Origin of the sequence: Streptomyces sp. NPDC090088 (assembly GCF_044747345.1) — a bacterium.
Lineage (GTDB): Bacteria > Actinomycetota > Actinomycetes > Streptomycetales > Streptomycetaceae > Streptomyces.
In genome coordinates this window covers 213,550-230,400 of record NZ_JBIVDZ010000001.1, presented here as the reverse complement: position 1 = coordinate 230,400, position 16,851 = coordinate 213,550, and the positions used below count along the sequence as shown (strand labels likewise).

Annotated in this window: 18 protein-coding genes; 5 read left to right on the top strand and 13 right to left on the bottom strand. The window is 71.7% G+C overall.

Features of this window, described 5'->3' with window-relative positions; translation table 11 throughout:
* Positions 1-150 precede the first annotated feature (150 nt).
* The 3 genes from ACIPSJ_RS00995 to ACIPSJ_RS00985 all read right to left on the bottom strand — a co-directional run bounded on the left by ACIPSJ_RS00995 (position 151) and on the right by ACIPSJ_RS00985 (position 3,216).
* Entirely contained in the window at positions 151-906 is a 756-nt protein-coding gene (locus ACIPSJ_RS00995) for a GntR family transcriptional regulator (RefSeq protein ID WP_359215707.1), read from the bottom strand.
* Positions 907-948: 42 nt separating this feature from the next.
* Positions 949-1,965: a hypothetical protein gene (locus tag ACIPSJ_RS00990; RefSeq protein WP_401342472.1), complete on the bottom strand. Its 1,017-nt coding sequence runs from the start codon at positions 1,963-1,965 to the stop codon at positions 949-951.
* 105 nt (positions 1,966-2,070) lie between these two features.
* On the bottom strand, positions 2,071-3,216 hold the full coding sequence (locus tag ACIPSJ_RS00985; protein ID WP_401342470.1) for an ROK family protein: 1,146 nt from the start codon (positions 3,214-3,216) through the stop codon (positions 2,071-2,073).
* A 48-nt stretch (positions 3,217-3,264) separates the two neighbouring features.
* Here ACIPSJ_RS00985 and ACIPSJ_RS00980 point away from each other — a divergent pair, with 48 nt between their 5' ends.
* Together ACIPSJ_RS00980 and ACIPSJ_RS00975 are read left to right on the top strand one after the other, a co-directional pair.
* On the top strand, positions 3,265-4,350 hold the full coding sequence (locus ACIPSJ_RS00980) for a Gfo/Idh/MocA family oxidoreductase (RefSeq protein WP_401342468.1): 1,086 nt from the start codon (positions 3,265-3,267) through the stop codon (positions 4,348-4,350).
* Entirely contained in the window at positions 4,350-4,850 is a 501-nt protein-coding gene (locus ACIPSJ_RS00975; protein WP_401342466.1) for a heme-degrading domain-containing protein, read from the top strand. Before ACIPSJ_RS00980 ends, ACIPSJ_RS00975 begins: the two co-directional genes overlap by 1 nt.
* Before the next feature lie 9 nt (positions 4,851-4,859).
* Here ACIPSJ_RS00975 and ACIPSJ_RS00970 read toward each other — a convergent pair whose 3' ends face one another.
* The 3 genes from ACIPSJ_RS00970 to ACIPSJ_RS00960 all read right to left on the bottom strand — a co-directional run bounded on the left by ACIPSJ_RS00970 (position 4,860) and on the right by ACIPSJ_RS00960 (position 8,763).
* Positions 4,860-6,968, bottom strand: a complete 2,109-nt coding sequence (locus tag ACIPSJ_RS00970) for a protein kinase (RefSeq protein WP_401342464.1) — start codon at positions 6,966-6,968, stop codon at positions 4,860-4,862.
* A gap of 214 nt (positions 6,969-7,182) precedes the next feature.
* Positions 7,183-8,040: a fumarylacetoacetate hydrolase family protein gene (locus ACIPSJ_RS00965; protein WP_359215722.1), complete on the bottom strand. Its 858-nt coding sequence runs from the start codon at positions 8,038-8,040 to the stop codon at positions 7,183-7,185.
* Between the two features lie 195 nt (positions 8,041-8,235).
* On the bottom strand, positions 8,236-8,763 hold the full coding sequence (locus ACIPSJ_RS00960) for a winged helix-turn-helix transcriptional regulator (RefSeq protein ID WP_401342461.1): 528 nt from the start codon (positions 8,761-8,763) through the stop codon (positions 8,236-8,238).
* Positions 8,764-8,831: 68 nt separating this feature from the next.
* Between ACIPSJ_RS00960 and ACIPSJ_RS00955 the strand changes: the two genes are divergently transcribed.
* Positions 8,832-10,238: an MFS transporter gene (locus ACIPSJ_RS00955; RefSeq protein ID WP_401342459.1), complete on the top strand. Its 1,407-nt coding sequence runs from the start codon at positions 8,832-8,834 to the stop codon at positions 10,236-10,238.
* A gap of 110 nt (positions 10,239-10,348) precedes the next feature.
* Here the strand turns inward: ACIPSJ_RS00955 and ACIPSJ_RS00950 are convergent, their stop codons facing one another.
* Together ACIPSJ_RS00950 and ACIPSJ_RS00945 are read right to left on the bottom strand one after the other, a co-directional pair.
* On the bottom strand, positions 10,349-10,945 hold the full coding sequence (locus ACIPSJ_RS00950) for a hypothetical protein (RefSeq protein WP_401342457.1): 597 nt from the start codon (positions 10,943-10,945) through the stop codon (positions 10,349-10,351).
* Positions 10,946-11,280: 335 nt separating this feature from the next.
* Positions 11,281-12,066 carry a class E sortase gene (locus ACIPSJ_RS00945; protein WP_401342455.1) on the bottom strand — a complete coding sequence of 262 codons (786 nt, stop codon included), beginning with the start codon at positions 12,064-12,066 and terminating at the stop codon, positions 11,281-11,283.
* 263 nt (positions 12,067-12,329) lie between these two features.
* Between ACIPSJ_RS00945 and ACIPSJ_RS00940 the strand changes: the two genes are divergently transcribed.
* On the top strand, positions 12,330-13,802 hold the full coding sequence (locus ACIPSJ_RS00940; RefSeq protein ID WP_401342453.1) for a beta-1,6-galactanase: 1,473 nt from the start codon (positions 12,330-12,332) through the stop codon (positions 13,800-13,802).
* Positions 13,803-13,867: 65 nt separating this feature from the next.
* On the opposite strand, the gene ACIPSJ_RS00935 is transcribed toward ACIPSJ_RS00940, so the two are convergent.
* On the bottom strand, positions 13,868-14,155 hold the full coding sequence (locus ACIPSJ_RS00935) for a DUF1905 domain-containing protein (RefSeq protein ID WP_401342451.1): 288 nt from the start codon (positions 14,153-14,155) through the stop codon (positions 13,868-13,870).
* A 77-nt stretch (positions 14,156-14,232) separates the two neighbouring features.
* Between ACIPSJ_RS00935 and ACIPSJ_RS00930 the strand changes: the two genes are divergently transcribed.
* The gene (locus ACIPSJ_RS00930) at positions 14,233-15,252 is read left to right on the top strand and encodes a hypothetical protein (protein ID WP_401342449.1); all 1,020 of its coding nucleotides are present in this window, start codon (positions 14,233-14,235) and stop codon (positions 15,250-15,252) included.
* Positions 15,253-15,375: 123 nt separating this feature from the next.
* Here the strand turns inward: ACIPSJ_RS00930 and ACIPSJ_RS00925 are convergent, their stop codons facing one another.
* From ACIPSJ_RS00925 to ACIPSJ_RS00910, 4 genes are all read right to left on the bottom strand, one after another.
* Positions 15,376-15,735 (bottom strand): hypothetical protein, encoded by a 360-nt coding sequence (locus ACIPSJ_RS00925; RefSeq protein WP_401342447.1) that lies wholly within the window; start codon positions 15,733-15,735, stop codon positions 15,376-15,378.
* A gap of 80 nt (positions 15,736-15,815) precedes the next feature.
* Positions 15,816-16,037, bottom strand: coding sequence for a hypothetical protein (locus tag ACIPSJ_RS00920; RefSeq protein WP_401342445.1), 222 nt, complete (start codon positions 16,035-16,037; stop codon positions 15,816-15,818).
* Positions 16,034-16,420 carry a hypothetical protein gene (locus ACIPSJ_RS00915; protein WP_401342443.1) on the bottom strand — a complete coding sequence of 129 codons (387 nt, stop codon included), beginning with the start codon at positions 16,418-16,420 and terminating at the stop codon, positions 16,034-16,036. Before ACIPSJ_RS00915 ends, ACIPSJ_RS00920 begins: the two co-directional genes overlap by 4 nt.
* Before the next feature lie 51 nt (positions 16,421-16,471).
* Positions 16,472-16,771, bottom strand: a complete 300-nt coding sequence (locus tag ACIPSJ_RS00910) for a hypothetical protein (protein ID WP_401342441.1) — start codon at positions 16,769-16,771, stop codon at positions 16,472-16,474.
* Positions 16,772-16,851: the final 80 nt, after the last annotated feature.

The window sequence follows — 16,851 nt, the reverse complement described above, 5'->3', positions numbered from 1 at the left end:
CACTCTCACGACCGCCACGCTCCTCGCGAACCGGTAACCGGAAAGGTCCGGATGCCAACGAGAGCGTGAACTGGTCATCACGTTTGGACTAGACCCGTTATCCTTTCGTGATAATTCAGAGTAGTCGAGAGTCGCCCAAATCGGTACTTTTCAGCCGCCGAGATGCGTCGTGAACGAGAACCGGTCCCCCCGGTACAGCGACCGCACCCGCTCCAGCGGCGCGCCCTCCGTGTCCCGTGACACCCGGTGGATCAGCAGCATCGGCAGGGCCGGCGGGGTGCCGATGAGCAGCGCCTCGCGCGGGGTGGCCAGCACGGTCTCGATGCGCTCGTCGGCGTCCCCGAACGCGATGCCCTTCTCGTGCAGGTAGCCGTAGAAGGAGGAGTCGGGGTGGAAGTCGGCGTCGAGGTCGGGGACCCGGGCCACCGCGACGTACGTGCTCTCCAGCCCGACCCGCTCGTCGTCGGCGAGCAGCACGCGCTCCAGGTGCCAGACGGGTTCGCCGCGCTCCAGGCCGGTCTCGGCGGCGAGCGCCGGCGGACAGGGGAAGCGGTCGAGGGTGACCAGGCTGCGGCCGGGGGTGCGCCCCTGCCGTCGTACGCCCTCCGTGTAGCTGGCGAGGGAAAGCGGCTGCTCCAGCTTGGGCCCCGCGACGACCGTGCCGCGGCCCTGCCGCCGGAGCTTGCCCTCCAGCACGAGTTCGCGCAGCGCCTGCCGGACGGTCTCCCGGGCGACCCCGTACTCCTCCGACAGATCACGCTCGGTGGGGATGAGGCCGCCCTCGCCGAGCGCGCCGACGAGATGGTCGATCCGCGCCTTCACCGCGTAGTACTTCGGGATGCGGCCGTGCTCGGGGATGCCGGAGCGGACGGGGGCGCCGGGGGCCTGGTCGTTCGGGTAGTCCACGCAGGGATCGTCGCAGACGGCGCTTTCCGCGTCGGAGACAGGTCACCGCCGCCGGCGCGCCAGCAGGAACGCGCTCCCTCCCACCGTGAGCAGCGCGACGGTGGCCGCGAGCAGCCCGTGGGCCAGGCCGAGGCCGGTCCGGGCCAGTTCGCGGGCGCGTTCCCCGGCTTCCGCGGCCTCGTCGACGAAGGGCAGCGCGCTGCCCGGGGCGGCGGTGGGGGTGGGGGTGGGGGTCCCGGGGGCGGTCCCGGTGCCCGTCCCGGGGCTGGGCCGAGTGACGGCGGAGGCGGTGGCGGAGGCCTCCGGGTCGGTGGGGTCGGTGGGATCGGTGGGATCGGCGGGATCGGTGGGGTCGGTGGGGGTCGCGGGGACGGCCGGGGTGGCGGGCGCGGGGCCCGTGGGAGGCGGTGGAGGCGGGGGCGGGGGGGCCTCGCCGATGCCGAAGCGGTAGTCGTTCGACTCCCCGACCCACTGCCCGTCCGACCCCTGCCGCTGGACTGCGGCCGCGTTGACCGTGACCGCGTTCGTCACGGCGTCGGAGGCGACGGCGAGTCTGACCTTGACCGAGACGGTCGCGCCGGACGCGATGGTGAACCCCGGGAAGTCGTTCCCGTCGAACACGCCGACCAGCTCCGACTCGTCCGTCTCCGTCAGCATGACCGGCCGGGTGCTCGGACCGTCGTAGAACTCCAGCTCGGTCTGGGAGGGCTTGAGGGCCCTCTTGTCGTCGGCGAGGACGACGACCGGGTGGACGTCGGTGCAGGTGCGGGGCGTGGTGTTCGTGAGGTCGAGATACCAGACGCCGAATCCGCCACCGGCCTCGTAGGTCGAGGGGCCGTCATGGATCCGGGCGGTGAGGGGGAAGCCCTGCTCGTCGGCGCCCGCGCAGGACGCGTCGGTGACGGCGGGGGCGGCGGGTGCGGCCGGGACGGAGAGGGCAGCGGGTGCAGAGAGGGCAGCGGGCATGGCTGAGGCCGCGGGGACGGCGACCGCCGACGACACGGGGGCGAGAACGGCGGCTGCGGCCACGCGGAGGAACAGGGACGTGCTCAGTCGCATGATCATGTGATCCTGCCGCGCCCGGCCGCGACCGTCCGGCCGCCACTCCGCACAGCGGGACCGACTCCGCCCGATCAGCCCCCACCGCCGGCTTCCCCACCACCGTCAGCTCCCCACCGCCTCCCCTCCCCCTCCCCCTTCCGCACGTCCGAACAGCGGGGCGAGCAGCAGGTGGGCCGCGCCCACGGCGACGCCCCGGTCCCCGCCGGGGGCGAGGCGTACGGGGACGGTCGTACCGAGGCCGCTCTCGCGGCGGGCGCGTTCGTCGAGGACGGCGGCGACGCCGTGGACGAAGGTCTCCGGGTCGGCCGCGATCGTCCGGCCGCCGAGCAGCACGAGGTCGATGTCGAGCAGCCCGGCCAGGTTCGCGGCCCCGACGCCGAGGATCCGCGCCGCCTCGCCGGCCTCGCCGCGGGCCATCGCCGCCAGGCACAGCGCCTCGATACAGCCCCGGTTGCCGCAGTGGCACGGCGGCCCGTCGAGCTGGAGGACCTGGTGCCCGAACTCCCCGGCACCGGTGCGCGCACCCCGGTGCACGCTGTCGCCGATCACCAGGCCGGCGCCCAGCCCCGTACCGAGGAGCAGGCAGGCGAAGGAGCCGTGCTCGCCGCCGACGGCGAGTCCGAGGGCGGCCGCGTTGCTGTCCTTGTCGACGACGACCGGCACCCCGAGCCGCTCCGCGAGCGCGTCCCGCAGCGGAAAGCCGTCCCACTCGGGGAACCCGGTGACCCGGTGCAGCACCCCGTGGACGTGGTCGAGCGGACCCGGCGCCGCGACCCCGGCCCCGAGCACCGAGTCGCCCCCCAGCCCGATCAGCTCCCCGGCCGGCTCCGCGACCGCCGCCAGCACGGCCTCCGCCCCGGCGCCCAGGTCCACCGCCGCGTGCCGCTCGGCGACGACCGCGCCCTCCAGGTCCACCAGGACGACCCGCAGCTCGTCGCGGTCGAGCTGGATGCCCACCGCGTGCCCGGCGTCCGGCACCAGCCGCAGCACGGTGGCCGGCTTGCCCCCCGTCGACGCGCGCCGTCCGGCCTCCGCGGCGAAGCCCTCGTCCCGCAGCCGGGCGGTGATCTTGCTGACCGCCTGGGGAGTGAGCCCGGTCCGCTCGGCCAGTTCGAGCCGGCTGATGCCGGCCCCGCCCGCCGTCCGCAGCAGATCCAGCACCAGCGCGGTGTTGTGACTGCGTACGGCCAGCAGATTCGCTCCGGCCGCGCCGCCCGGTCCGCTCCTCGTCCTGTTCACGCCAGCCATTCTCCCCACCACTTGCACTTTGGCAACAGCGTTGCGAAAGTGGGACCCATGACCCGCATGACAGCTGCCCCTCCCCTCCGCGTCGGCCTCATCGGCTACGGACTCGCCGGATCCGTCTTCCACTCCCCCCTGATCGCCGCCACCGAGGGCCTGGCCCTGGACACGGTGGTCACCTCGAACCCCGAGCGGCAGGCGCAGGCGAAGGCCGAGTTCCCGGAGGTCCGGACCGTCGGCACGCCCGACGAGCTGTTCGACCGGTCCGCCGAGCTCGACCTCCTCGTCATCGCGTCCCCGAACAAGACGCACGTGCCGCTGGCGACGACCGCCCTCAAGGCGGGCCTCCCGGTCGTGATCGACAAGCCGATCGCCGGCACCGCCGCCGAGGCCCGCGATCTGGCCGCCCTCGCCGACGAGCGCGGCCTGCTGCTCTCGGTCTTCCAGAACCGCCGCTGGGACAACGACTTCCTGACCCTGCGGAAGCTGCTCGCGGACGGCGAACTGGGCGACGCCTGGCGCTTCGAGTCCCGCTTCGAGCGCTGGCGCCCGCGGCCCAAGGGCGGCTGGCGCGAGTCCGGCGACCCGGAAGAGATCGGAGGTCTCCTCTACGACCTCGGCAGCCACGTCGTCGACCAGGCCCTGGTCCTCTTCGGCCCGGCCACCGAGGTGTACGCCGAGTCGGTCGTCCGCCGGGCCGGCGCCGAGACCGACGACGACACGTTCATCGCCCTCACCCACGCCGGCGGCGTCCGCTCCCACCTCCACGTCTCGGCGACGGCGGCCCAGCTCGGCCCCCGCTTCCGGGTCCTGGGCTCGAAGGCCGGCTACGTCAAGTACGGCCTGGACCCGCAGGAGGCGGCGCTCCGCGAGGGCGAACGCCCGGGCACCTCGGACGGCTGGGGCGTGGAGCCGGAGTCGCTGTACGGCCGTATCGGCGCGGGAGAGTCCCCGGTCACCGGCGGCGGCCGTATCGTCCCCACTGTCCCCGGCGACTACCCCGCGTACTACGCGGGGGTGGCCGCGGCCCTGCGGGGCGAGGGCCCCAACCCGGTGACCGCCCTGGAGGCGGCCGCCGCCCTGGACGTACTGGAAGCAGCGCGCCGCTCGGCGCGGGACAAGGTGACGGTGACCCTCTGATGCACCACCCGCAGATCACCCCGAGGACCGCTCCCGAACTCACCCCGTCGGTGGAGGAGTTGGAGAAGCAGGAACACCGCCTGGTCTTCCGCCAGTTCACGAACGACGACGCGTGGGCGCTGGGCTCCCTGCTGGTGGAGATGGCCCGGGAGCGCCAGGCCCCCGTGGCCATCGACATCCACCGCGCCGGCCAGCAGCTCTTCCACGCGGCCCTGCCCGGCTCGACCCCCGACAACGACGCCTGGATCACCCGCAAACGCCGGGTCGTCGAGCGCTACGGCGCCGCGTCCTACCTGGTCGGCGCCCGGTTCCGCGCCAAGGGCACGACCTTCGAGGAGTCCGCCCGCCTCGACCCCGACGCGTACGCGGCCCACGGCGGCTCGTTCCCGATCAACGTCGAGAACGTCGGCGTCATCGGCTCGGTGACGGTCTCCGGCCTCCCCCAGCTCCAGGACCACCGCTTCGTGGTGGAGGCCCTGGAGACCTTCCTGAAGGTGTAGGGCGGCTCCTCACACGGGGTGGTTGACGTCCGTCATGGACAACTGGTCGTAGCCGTACCGTGTGTAGAGGGCGTTGCCGATCAGTGCCAGGTCCGGGTAGGGCCCGGTGGTCTCGACGGGCTGCCGGGTCCGCCAGCGCCGTTTGCCGTCGCCGGGGTCCAGGGAGAGGAGGAGGCCTCCTCGGGAGCCGAAGTACAGCGGTCCGGGCTTCCCCGGGGGCGCGATGGGGGCGGACACGGCCGCGAGTGTCCGTTGCGTCCACATCGGCTCGCCCGTCAGGCACGACACCGCGGACAGCTCGCCGTTGAGGCGGGCGAAATAGAGGGTGCCCTCGATCAGGGCCAAGGGGGCGTGGTCGGGCGTGAGGTCGTTCAACGGAACCCGCTCCGGCGCGCCATGGCCGGGGTTGACGTGGTGAACGGCGACCGGGACGTTGGAATCGTCCTTGTACTCCACGAACACCAGCGTGCCCCTGTGGGTTCCCACCGGGGTCACCTCGTGGGGGATGTCCGCGATCTTCCGGAATCGTCCGGCCTCGGAGCCGATGGCGTACACGACGGTCCGGTAGGAGTACGCGCCGTCCGACCTGGGGTTGCACAACGCGTAGGGGCGATGGTCCAGCACCGCCGGGCCGCATGTCAGGCGCTTGTCGGCCCGGCCGACCACCCGGTCTTCGCCGGTGCGCGCGTTCACCGCGACAAACGTCTCTCCGTCCCAGCTCTGGGTGAGTACGAAGTCGGCGGAGCCGTCCCGGAAGACGTCCGCCTGGTGGGCGTTGCCGATGTCGACGAACCAGCTTCGCTTCCCGTCACGCGGGTCGTAGCCCTCCAGACGGGAGTCGTTCGTGCGGGGCTTGGGAACCACGGCGAGGACCGTGCCGTCGCGGCCCACCCCGATCAGGGCTGCCGTCGTGTCGGACTTCGGGTGCTTCCACAGCCGTTTGCCCGTGGCGGCATCGATACGGGTCAGGGCGATCCCGTTGCCCCCGCAGTAGATGTCCTTGGCGGACGCCAGGCAGGTGCGGTCCCCGGCACGGCGGGGAGGCTCCAGGAAGTCCCGCTCGAACCCGGTCCCCGACGAGGGCAGCGTGACCCGCCACGGCTTCCAGCCCGCGGGGAGCGAGGAGTTCAGCAGTGCCCGTGCGCCGTTCCGGCCGGCGGCGTCGATCCGCTCGTGCGGTGGCCCGAAGGCCAGCACCAGGCCCGCCACGACCGCGCCCGTGACGAGGAGGGCACCAGCCGCGATCCATGCCAGGCGCCCCCGGGCAGACCCGCTGCCGCCGTCGGCGGCCGGCGCCGGACCCGGGCCGCCGTAGCCCTCCGCCGGCACCGCCCGCAGGCGGTCCAGCAGCCTGTCCACCGACGGCCGGTGCTTGGCCTCCTTCGCGAGGCACGGCTCCGCGACCTTCCGCAGCGCCGTATGCAGGTCGCCCAGCCTCGGCTGTTCATGCACGACGTTGTAGATCGTCATGTAGGGGGTGTCCGCTTCGAAGGGGCTCACGCCCGACGCGGCGTACACCAGCACCGACGCGAGAGCGAAGACGTCCGTCGCGGGGCCCGCCTCCCGAGGGGAGACCAGTTGCTCGGGCGACATGAACGGTGGAGTGCCCAGCACCCGGCCCGTGGCCGTGAGGGTCCGGCAGTCGGCGCCACGGGAGATGCCGAAGTCGATGACGCGTGGGCCTTCGTCGGACAGGATGACGTTGGACGGCTTGAGGTCCCGGTGCACGACACCCACCCGATGGATGTCACGCAGCGCCTCGGCCAGCCCGATTGCCAGCTCCCGCAGTTCCCGGCCGGACATCGGACCCTGTGCGACCCGCTGTTCAAGGGTGGGGCCGGCCACGTAGGAGGTCGCCATCCAGGGGCGGTCCGCATCGGGGTCGGCGTCCACGACAGCGGCCGTGAAGGCGCCGCTGACCCGGCGGGCGGCGGCGACCTCGTGGCGGAACCGCACCCTGAATTCCGGATCCTCCGCGTATTGCTGGTGGACGACCTTCAGCGCGACCCGGCGCCCGGACTCGGACCGGGCGGCATAGACGACGCCCATCCCGCCGGCCCCGAGTCTGGCCTCCAGCCGATAACCCCCGACCGACTCCGGGTCCGCGGTGTTGAGCATCGCCGAGTACTCCCCCGTCACTGTCCTGACAGCGCGACACTCACGGTAGAAGCGGGGCGGGTCGGCCAGGGCCTCAAAAGGGGGAGGTTACGCCGTTCGGGTAGCGGTCCGGCTCCGTCGGCCGCGCACCTCCGCGCGCGGCGCGATGCGGTCTCCTCGTGTCCCGCACCGCTTCGCACGGCACCGGAGACAGGGCTGCTCGTGACGGTCGCTGTCAGGCGTCCTTGAGCTCCTGCCGCTGACGACCGAGCCCGCCGATCTCCAGCTCCACCACGTCCCCGCCCCGCAGGAACGGCTTCGGCTCGGGCGCCCCCAGCGCCACCCCCGCCGGAGTCCCCGTGTTGATGACGTCCCCGGGGTACAGCACCATGAACTGGCTGACGTACCGGACGACTTCGGCCACCGAGAAGATCTGCTCGGCCGTCGTCCCGTCCTGCTTCAGCTCCCCGTTCACCCAGAGCTTCAGCGACAGCCCCTGCGGATCCCCGACCTCGTCCGCGGTCACCAGCCACGGCCCCAGCGGGTTGAACGTCTCGCAGTTCTTCCCCTTGTCCCAGGTCCCGCCGCGCTCGATCTGGAACTCCCGCTCGGACACGTCGTGCGCGACGGCGTACCCGGCGACATAGGCCAGCGGATCCTCGTCGTCGGCCACGTAACGGGCGGTCCGCCCGATGACGACGGCGAGCTCTACCTCCCAGTCGGTCTTCACGGACCGGCGCGGCACCAGCACGGTGTCGTTCGGCCCGACGACCGTGTCCGCGGCCTTGAAGAAGATGACCGGCTCGGCCGGCGGCTCGGCGCCCGTCTCGCGCGCGTGGTCGTGGTAGTTGAGCCCGATGCACACGATCTTGCCGATCCGCGCCACCGGCGGCCCGATCCGCAGCCCGGCCGCGTCGAGCACGGGCAGCTCCCCCGCGTCGGCGGCGGCCCGGACCCGCCCGAGCGCCGCGTCGTCGGCGAGCAGCGCCCCGTCGATGTCGTCGACGATCCCCGACAGGTCCCGCAGCACACCCTCGGCGTCGAGCAGCGCGGGCCGCTCCGACCCCGCCGTACCGACTCGCAGCAGCTTCATGGTCGTCACCATCTCCCTTGATAGCGGGCGCCCGGCCGATGGGTGCAGCCATCGGAGGACTGGTCGATCCTCCAATGAGAGGGTGCAGCGGGCAAGAGCCTGTTCACGTACTGGACCGTAGCCACCAGGACCCCACGGGCACGACAGACGCCCGTCACCGCCTTCAGCGCCTTCACCGCCTTCACCGCCGGGGCGTCACGCCTGACCGGTCTCCAGCGGCTCCAGGAGGCGCTTGGGCTTCAGGAGCGCCCGGCTGACCGGGTCGGCCGGATCCGGATCGAGTCCCGGTCCCGGCGTGACGAGAACGTCCGCGACGGGAACCACGGTTCCGCAGGCGGGGCATTCGCCGTACGAGCCGAGTTCGGTCCCGCACTCCGCGTGCCGGAAGTAGCGCAGCCGGCGGTCCATGAGGTGCTCGCGCCCCCAGACGGAGAGGGCGCGCAGGGTGGGCCAGAGGGCGATGCCGCGCTCGGTGACGACGTACTCGTCCCGGGGCGGCGACTCCTGGTAGCGGCGCTTCTCCAGGATCCCCACGTCGGTGAGGGTCTTCAGCCGGGCCGACAGGACGGCGCGCGGGATGCCGAGGTGGACGAGGAAGTCGTTGTAGCGCCGGACGCCGTAGAGCGCGTCACGGATGACGAGCAGCGTCCAGCGCTCGCCGACGACCTCCAGTGCGCTCGCCAGCGAGCACTCCTGCGTCACGTAGTCCTTGCCCAGAGCCATGGGGACCACCTTAGTCAGTTTCCCTGCCATGGGTTCAATGAACGAACCGACGGTGCTACGGTACCCCTATGACTAGGTTCAGTGAAAGAACCATGAAGCGTGCGAGCCCGTCGACACCCGACCCCGAGGCGCCCCCGGCCCGGGACGGCCGCCCCACCCTGGCACTGACCAGCGCCGCGACCGCCGTCGCCCTGATGACCTACACGGCCCCGATGGTCACGCTCCCGGACACGGCCGCCGCCCTGCACACCCCCCTCTCCGCACAGGCCTGGCTGCTGAACGGCACCCCGCTCGGCCTCGCCGCCCTCCTCCTGGTGGCGGGCAGCCTGGCCGACGACTACGGCCGCCGCCGGATCTTCGTCGCCGGCACCCTCGCCCTCGGCCTGACCACCGCCCTCGGCGGCCTGACCACCTCCACCTGGGCGTTCACCCTCGCCCGGGTCGCCCAGGGCGCGGCGAGCGCGGCGATCCTGGCGAGCAGCCTGGGCCTCCTGGTCGCCGCCTTCCCGAGCCCGCGCGGCCGGCTGCACGCGACCGGCGTGTGGGGCGCGTTCGTGAGCGGCGGCATCGCGCTCGGCCCGCTGGTCGCCGGTGCGATGCCCACCTGGCGGGTGGCCTACGCGGTACTGGGCGCGGCCGCGCTGATCGTGGCGGGCCTCTCCTTCCGCACCCTGACGGAGTCCCGCTCACCGCGCGGCGGCCGCCCGGACATCGCCGGAGCCGTGACCTTCGGCCTGGCCCTGGTCGCCCTCGTGGCGGCCCTGACCCTGGGCCGGGACGGCTGGCTACGGCCGCAGGTGGGCCTGCTGTTCGCGACGACGGTCGTACTCCTCGCGCTCTTCACCCTGATCGAGCGCCGCCACTCCCCGACCCCGATGATCGACCTCTCCCTCCTCCGCAGCCCCCGCTTCCTGGCCTCCTCCCTCGGCGGCCTGGTCACGGGCCTCGCGGTGATAGGCCTGTTCAGCTTCCTGCCGGCCCTGCTCCAGCAGACGCTCGGCATGTCCGCGATGGACACGGCATGGCTCTTCCTGCTCTGGTCCGGCCTCTCCTTCACGGTGGCGCTCCAGGCCAAGCGCCTCGCGGGCCGCGTCCCGTCCCGGTGGCAACTGACCGTCGGCTTCCTGCTGCACGCGGGCGGCGCCCTCGCCATGCTGGGCGCCCTCAACGCGGGCTCCTGGCCCCGGCTCCTGCCCGGCCTGGTACTGAGCGGCGCGGGCAGCGGCCTCCTCAACGCCGCGCTCCCCCTCCTCGCCGTGGAGTCGGTCCCGCCCGCCCGCGCGGCCATGGGCTCCGGCGCCCAGCAGACCTTCCGCTACATCGGCTCCTGCGCCGGCGTGGCCCTCACCATCGCCCTCGCCACGTCCTCCGGCGGCGGCCTGGCCCACGGCGCGGACGTGGCGATGGTCGTGTCGGCGGCCGTCGCGGTGCTGGGCGCGGCGGGGGTGGCGGCCCTGCGGGAGCGGACGCGTTAGCGCATCCGGCGCCGAAGGGCCTCCCGTCATCAGCGAGGGAGTGCCCGACGCGTCGGACACTCCCTCGGAGCGAGCTCGAACTCAGCTCGGACCAGGTTCTGTTCTGCCGGTCACCGGGCAGCCCGTGCCGCCGGCCGGGCAGAGGGCGGCTGGACGTGCGGAGCGGGAACGGCAGCGGGCTTCCGCATGGGGGCGACTCCGTTCGGCGTGACCTCTTCGAACCCCGACGCGACACCGTTGCCTCGCCATGCGGAGCCGTCCCAGACGAACGCCGCGGCCACCGTCCTGTAGAAGCCCGGCGAGCACGAGGCCCACCCGCCCCAGTCAAAGACAACCTCCGGCCCGTACAGGCCCCATTGGTTCACGCCGGTGCCACCGAACTTCCAGGCGCTGGTACGGCAGTCCACCCACATGGACCCGTTCCATCGCTGAACGATCGCTCGCGTGGCGGCCCAGCCGTCGGGCTCGGTCAGACCGGTACCGCATCCCTGCTTCAACGCGAAGGTCTCGCTGTAGGCGAGGTTGCCGGACAGTACGCCGGGTTTCTTGTGGTCGATTCCGGCGTTTCCTTGGACGCACAGACCGGCGGCGTTGTACACGGTGACCCTGCGGGCCCAGGTGTACGCGCTTGCCGGTTGGGTCCACAGCGCTGCCGTCAGCAACGCCACGAACATGCACAGCGTGGCTTTCAGAGACAGACGGGACATGGTCCTGCTCCCTCCGGTACTTGAACTCACTTGCGACTCGGCGACCGCCGTAAGACACATCACGTCCCCGGCACGCTCGACTCCAGGAATCCGCTGGAATCTACGAGAGTCCGCGAGATGCGCCCATGTGGTCCTGCGGCCGAGGGGCCAGACAGTGGGGCGGCCATGACGTACCCGGCCCCACCGGTGTGTCCGCGACTGCGGACGTTCCGCGACTGCGGACGTGAGTGCTCCGAGATCGTGGACCACGGGCTCACTGACTCATACAAGGTAGGCGATGCGGTCGTCCGTCGCCTGTCGGGCGCCCGGCCCGCCGAACCGCGGGCCCCGACGCCCTACGCGCGCGGCCGCATCGACACCAGCTTCCCCCACACCACCATCCGGTACCGGGACGTGAATTCGGGCGTGCAGGTGGTCAGGGTGATGTAGTACCCGGGCTGCTTGTACCCGTACGACGGCTTCACGATCGACCGCGGTACGGCCCTGACGACCCCCGAGTCACGGGCCGACGTCTGCGGCAGGATCTGGTCCACGGCGTAGGTGTAGGTCGCCGACTTCGTCTCGACCTCGATCGTGTCCTTCCGCCTCAGCCGCGGCAGGTACCGGAACGGCTCACCGTGCGTGTTCCGATGCCCCGCGAGCGCGAAGTTCCCGGCCTGGCCCGGCTGTTGGGTCCCGGGATAGTGACCGACGTACCCGTGGTTGAGCACCTTCGGCTTGCTGACCCCCTCCGCGATCGGCACCCGCAGACCGAGCCGGGGAATGACGAGGATCGCGTACGCCCGGGAGTCCACCACCCGGGTCGTGTACGACGTCTGCCGCCGCCCACCACCGGACCCGCCCGACCCCGAAGCCGACCCGGACGAACCGGAGCCCCCTTTCACCGCACCGCTCGACCCCCCGCCCCCTGCCGACCCCCCGGAGTCCCCCCACTCCCGCTCCAGCGCCTCCACCTTCCGCTCGGCCCCCTGCTTCGCCTCCCGGTTGGTCCACCACAGCTGGTGCACCACGAGCAGCATCAGCACCACGCCCACGGTGACGAGGAGTTCGCCCCCGGTCCACACCGCCCGTCGCCGCCGCGCCCGCCACCGCCGGTCACCGTGCCCCACGACCCACCGCACCGCGCACCTCCCGCCGCCCCCGGTCCGACCCCCGGTTGGGCCCGCACGATAAGACGACCGTCACCAAGTCACCAGAGCCATAGGGCTTCCTCTCACGCCCCCTCCCCACGATCACTTCCTCCACGGGTTTTAGAAAGCAGTGTCACAACTCTCGACAACCCCACACGCCACACCTGATGCTTCCTGTTGGCATGCGGGGGGACGAGTCAACGCCGGTCCGGGAACCGGTGCTTGAGCCGCAACGGAGAGGTTGAGAAGCAGCCATGATCCGACGCAGAACACTCCTGGCCGCCGCGAGCGGCGGCCTCCTGGGCAGCGCCCTGGCCACGGGCACGGCCCGCGCCGACGCGACCATCGCGGTCAGCCCGTCCACGTCGTACGGCACCTGGGAGGGCTGGGGCACCTCACTGGCCTGGTGGGGCAACGTCTTCGGTACCCGCGACGACTTCGCCGACATCTTCTTCACCACCAAGTCGACGACGTACAACAGCACATCGCTCCCCGGCCTGGGCCTGAACATCGCCCGCTACAACCTGGGCGCGTGCAGCTGGAACAGCGTGAGCGGCGAATCGATGGTCGCCTCCGCGAACATCCCCGCGTTCAAGCAGATCGAGGGCTACTGGCAGGACTGGAACAACGAGGACCCCACCTCCTCGGCCTGGGACTGGACGGCGGACGCCACCCAGCGCGCGATGCTCGTCAAGGCCGTCAACCGGGGCGCCACCGCCGAACTCTTCGCCAACTCCCCCATGTGGTGGATGTGCCTGAACCACAACCCGTCCGGCGCCTCCGACGGCGGCAACAACCTCCAGTCCTGGAACTACCGCCAGCACGCCTCGCACCTGGCGTCGGTGGCGCTGTACGCCAAGAACAACTGGGGCGTGAACTTCGCGACGGTCGAGGCCTTCAACGAACCGTCCTCCTCCTGGTGGACGGCGACCGGCACCCAAGAGGGCTGCCACATGGACTCGACCGTCCAGTCGGCCGTACTCCCCTACCTCCGCAGCGAGTTGAACAGCCGGGGCCTGACCAGCACCAAGATCTCAGCCTCCGACGAAACCAGCTACGACCTGGCCCGCACCACCTGGAGCGCCTTCTCCTCCACCACCAAGGGCTACGTCGACCGCGTGAACGTCCACGGCTACCAGGGCTCCGGCGGCCGCCGCGACCTCCTCTACACCGACGTCGTCACCACGGCCGGCAAGGCCCTCTGGAACTCCGAGACCGGCGACAACGACGGCACCGGCTACACCATGGCCTTCAACCTCCTCTACGACTTCCGCTGGCTGCACCCCACCGCCTGGGTCTACTGGCAGGTCATGGACCCGTCCACGAACTGGGCGATGATCGCGTACGACGCGGACACCCTGGCGGCGGGCGCGGTCACCACCAAGTACTACGTGATGGCCCAGTTCAGCCGTCACATCCGCCCCGGGATGAAGATCCTCGACACGGGCGTGAGCAACGCGGTGGCGGCCTACGACAGCTCGGCCAAGCGCCTGGTGATCGTGGCACTGAACACCGCCACCTCCGCCCAGACCTTCACCTTCAACCTCTCCGGCTTCACCACGGTGACCGGCGGCACGAGCGGCTTGGTCCCCCGCTGGAACACGGTGACGACGGGCGGCGACGCGTACAAGTCGTACTCCGACACCTACCTCTCCGGAAAGACTGTGGCGGTGTCGGTCGCGGCGAAGGCCGTCCAGACCCTCCAGATCGACGGCGTGACGATCTGACGACGCCAGAGGGTCTCCCGGGGGACGCCCCCCGGGAGACCCCTGGGAGACCCCCGGGAGTCCCCTCACAACCGCACCCTCATCTCCACCCGCACCTCATCCCCCTCCCCCAACCCCCGCGCCTTCCGCACCGCGCTCTTCAACGGCAGCAGATACCCGCCGCCCTTCGGAAACAGCGACGTCTCGAAGACCACCCCGCCCACCACCGCCTCGACGGGAATGACCCCCCACCCGTACGACGCCATGGCGGCCACGGCCCGAATCTCCTCGGCCTCCTCCTCGGGCACCGGCACGAAGTAGTACGGAGAAGGCCCCCGCCACTCCACGACACACCCACCGAACTCGAACCGCACCGAACGACTCCCCTCGCTACCGACTGCCCCCTATCCCTATCTCTTCTTTGTCACCGCCGGGCAGTACGGTGTCGTTCATGCGCCCCGACACGCCTGCCGAGAACGTCGACCACACCGCCGAAGCGGCACGCCTGGAGCGGACCGCCGGCCTCTACCCCGAGGACGCGGAAGCACTGCTGCTGCAAGCCGCGGCCCACCTCGAACTGGCCGACGCCCGCCCCGCCGCGACCGCCCTCTACGACCGCCTCCTCGCCACCCCGGACACCCTCGAGAACGCGCCCCTGGTCCGCGCCCTCAAGGCCTCGAACCTCTGGGAGTACGACCACGAGGCAGAGGCACGCGCGATCATCGACGGCATCCGCGCCACGGCCCCCCGCGACCCGGCCCCCTGGGTCATCGTGGCCGAGTCCCTCGAATCCCACGACGAGCTCGAAGCGGCGCACGACACGTTCACGGAGGCGGCGACCCACCTCCTCACGGACGCGACGGAACCCCCCTACGCCACGCACCCGGTACTGTTCGGCCGCCACAGGGTCCGCCGCATGCTCGGCCTCCCCCACGACGACTGGGACGCCCGCGCCGACACCCTCCACTCCTCCCCGGTCTCCCTGGACGAACTCCACGACCCCAAGCGCGTCTGGTCCCTGGGCTCCGACAACCCGGCCGAGCTGGAAGCCGAGATCTCCCGCCTCCGAGCAGAACTCGGCGCCTACCGCGAGGCCCTCTCCCGTCCCTTCCCGGTGGCCGTCCTGCACTGGCCGGCGAACGAGCTCTCGGAACTCCTCTCCGCCTACCCGGACCTGGCCACGGAGTACCCCTCCCACCCCGAGCACCTCTCGACCATAGAGTCCTCCCTCCGCGAACTCTCCACCTCCGGCACCCCCAACCTCGGCATCGTCACCGCCACCGTCCCCTCCTACGAGGCCTTCGCCGCCTCCGAGGGCACCTCCCCCGGCGACCCGACCCTCCTCCCCCAGTACGCCACAACCCTCGCAGCGCGGGGGCGGGCGGTGGTGTGGCCGCCGCAGCGGACGTCGGACTGCTGGTGCGGGGTGGGCTCGGTCTACGCCGAGTGCCACGGCGGCACCGACGCCTGAAGCATCCGGCGCGTCCCCCGCTCCCGTCCGTCTGGGGCGTGCCCGGAATCCTGGCCCGGATTCATGGCGTGGAGCTGAGCGATGGGCACCTCGATCTGCCGACCCTGCCCACCGCTCACGGGATCAGTGTTTGCGGAGTTGCGCGGCAAGGGCAGCCAGCGTCCGGGAGGTCTCGGTCAGACTGGATACGGCGGCCTCCAGCTCCGAAGCCAGGCCAGGAACGGCGGTGAGTGCGGGGGCGGCGGTGACAACAGGTGTGCCCCGATAGCCGATGGCACCTTCGTCGTGGCGCTGGTAGTAGCCGGTTAATGCCTGCCCGGCGGGTGCCCCGGCGAAGCGGACGCGGGCGAGCTGCGTCTCGGCCGAGCCGGAGTTACGGGTGATGTCGAGACGGTAGTGCCGGTACGTCCGTGCGTGGCCGTGGAGGGCGAACTCCCGTGTCTCCCAGCGCGCGGTGAACGTCTCGCCGGTACGAGTGTCCAACGGCGTCCATGTACGGCCGTCGTGGGAACCGTGAAGCGTCCAGTCGCGGGGGTCGCGGTCGGGCGCGTCGTTCGCCGACGTCAGTACGAGGCGACGGCGATGGGGCGGGCGAGGGTGAAGTCGAGCCGGGCGGTGTCGTCCCGGGCCAGCCATTTGCTGCACTTCTCATCGAGGAGGTTGTCCGCCACCTCGCCGACGTCATCGAACTCGTCGCTCGCGTCGACATCCGTCACCTCGACGTCCGTGAAGGCGGTGTGCAGTACGGCCGTGCCGGAGTTGCCGTGCTGGTCGCGCCAGCTCACCCGCTCGACGGGCGCGCTCCACCGTCGTCGACCAGCAGCCGCAGGTCGGTCGAGCCGTGCCAGCCACCGCCCCACCCTTCCTCCGTATGAAAGCGGTGCAGGGTGGCTGCCGAGAGGTTCTCGGTCTCCTCGGAGAAAGGCCACCGGTCGGTGAGGTCTCCTCGGTACTCGTACGCCGTACCGTCCTGCGCGCGGTAGCAGCCAAAGAAGCCGAACATCCCGGCCGCGAAGCTGATAGGGGCCTCGGCTCCGTCCTCGCCCCGCCAGGAGAGCTGCGCGGGCAGGAACTGCTCGTCCCCGTCGTGGAAGAGCAGTCTCGGCGCCGGCTGCCAGGGATCGGAGGAGGCGTGGGCCGGCCGCAGTTCCGTACGGTAGGCAAACACCGAGTCCCGGGCAGCCTCCGCCAGCCGGGCCCGCTCCGAGCGCCCGCGTTCCTAGACGGGGTCGAGGGTGATCCGGTACAGCCAGAGCCTGCTGGAGGCCTTGGCCGAGGACTGTACCTTCAGCGTGCTGGTGCCGGGCACGAGCAGATCCCCAGGCACGGCAAAAACGTTGTCATGCGCCAGGTCCCCACCGCCGGGCACGGTCAGATCCTCGGCGAGCACGGTGCCCTGCAGCCGTACGGTCCTGGGCGCGTACCCCGGCGAGGGCCCGAGCTTGGACACGAGCGCCGTGACGGTGAGCGTCGCCTGGACGACATCACACGGACCCTCCACCTGGAAGTCCACCGCCACCGACCCACCCGACCCGCCCCCCAACACCACATGCGATCCGGCGAACCGAGCCCTGCGGTACCGGGCCCGCACATTGGCCA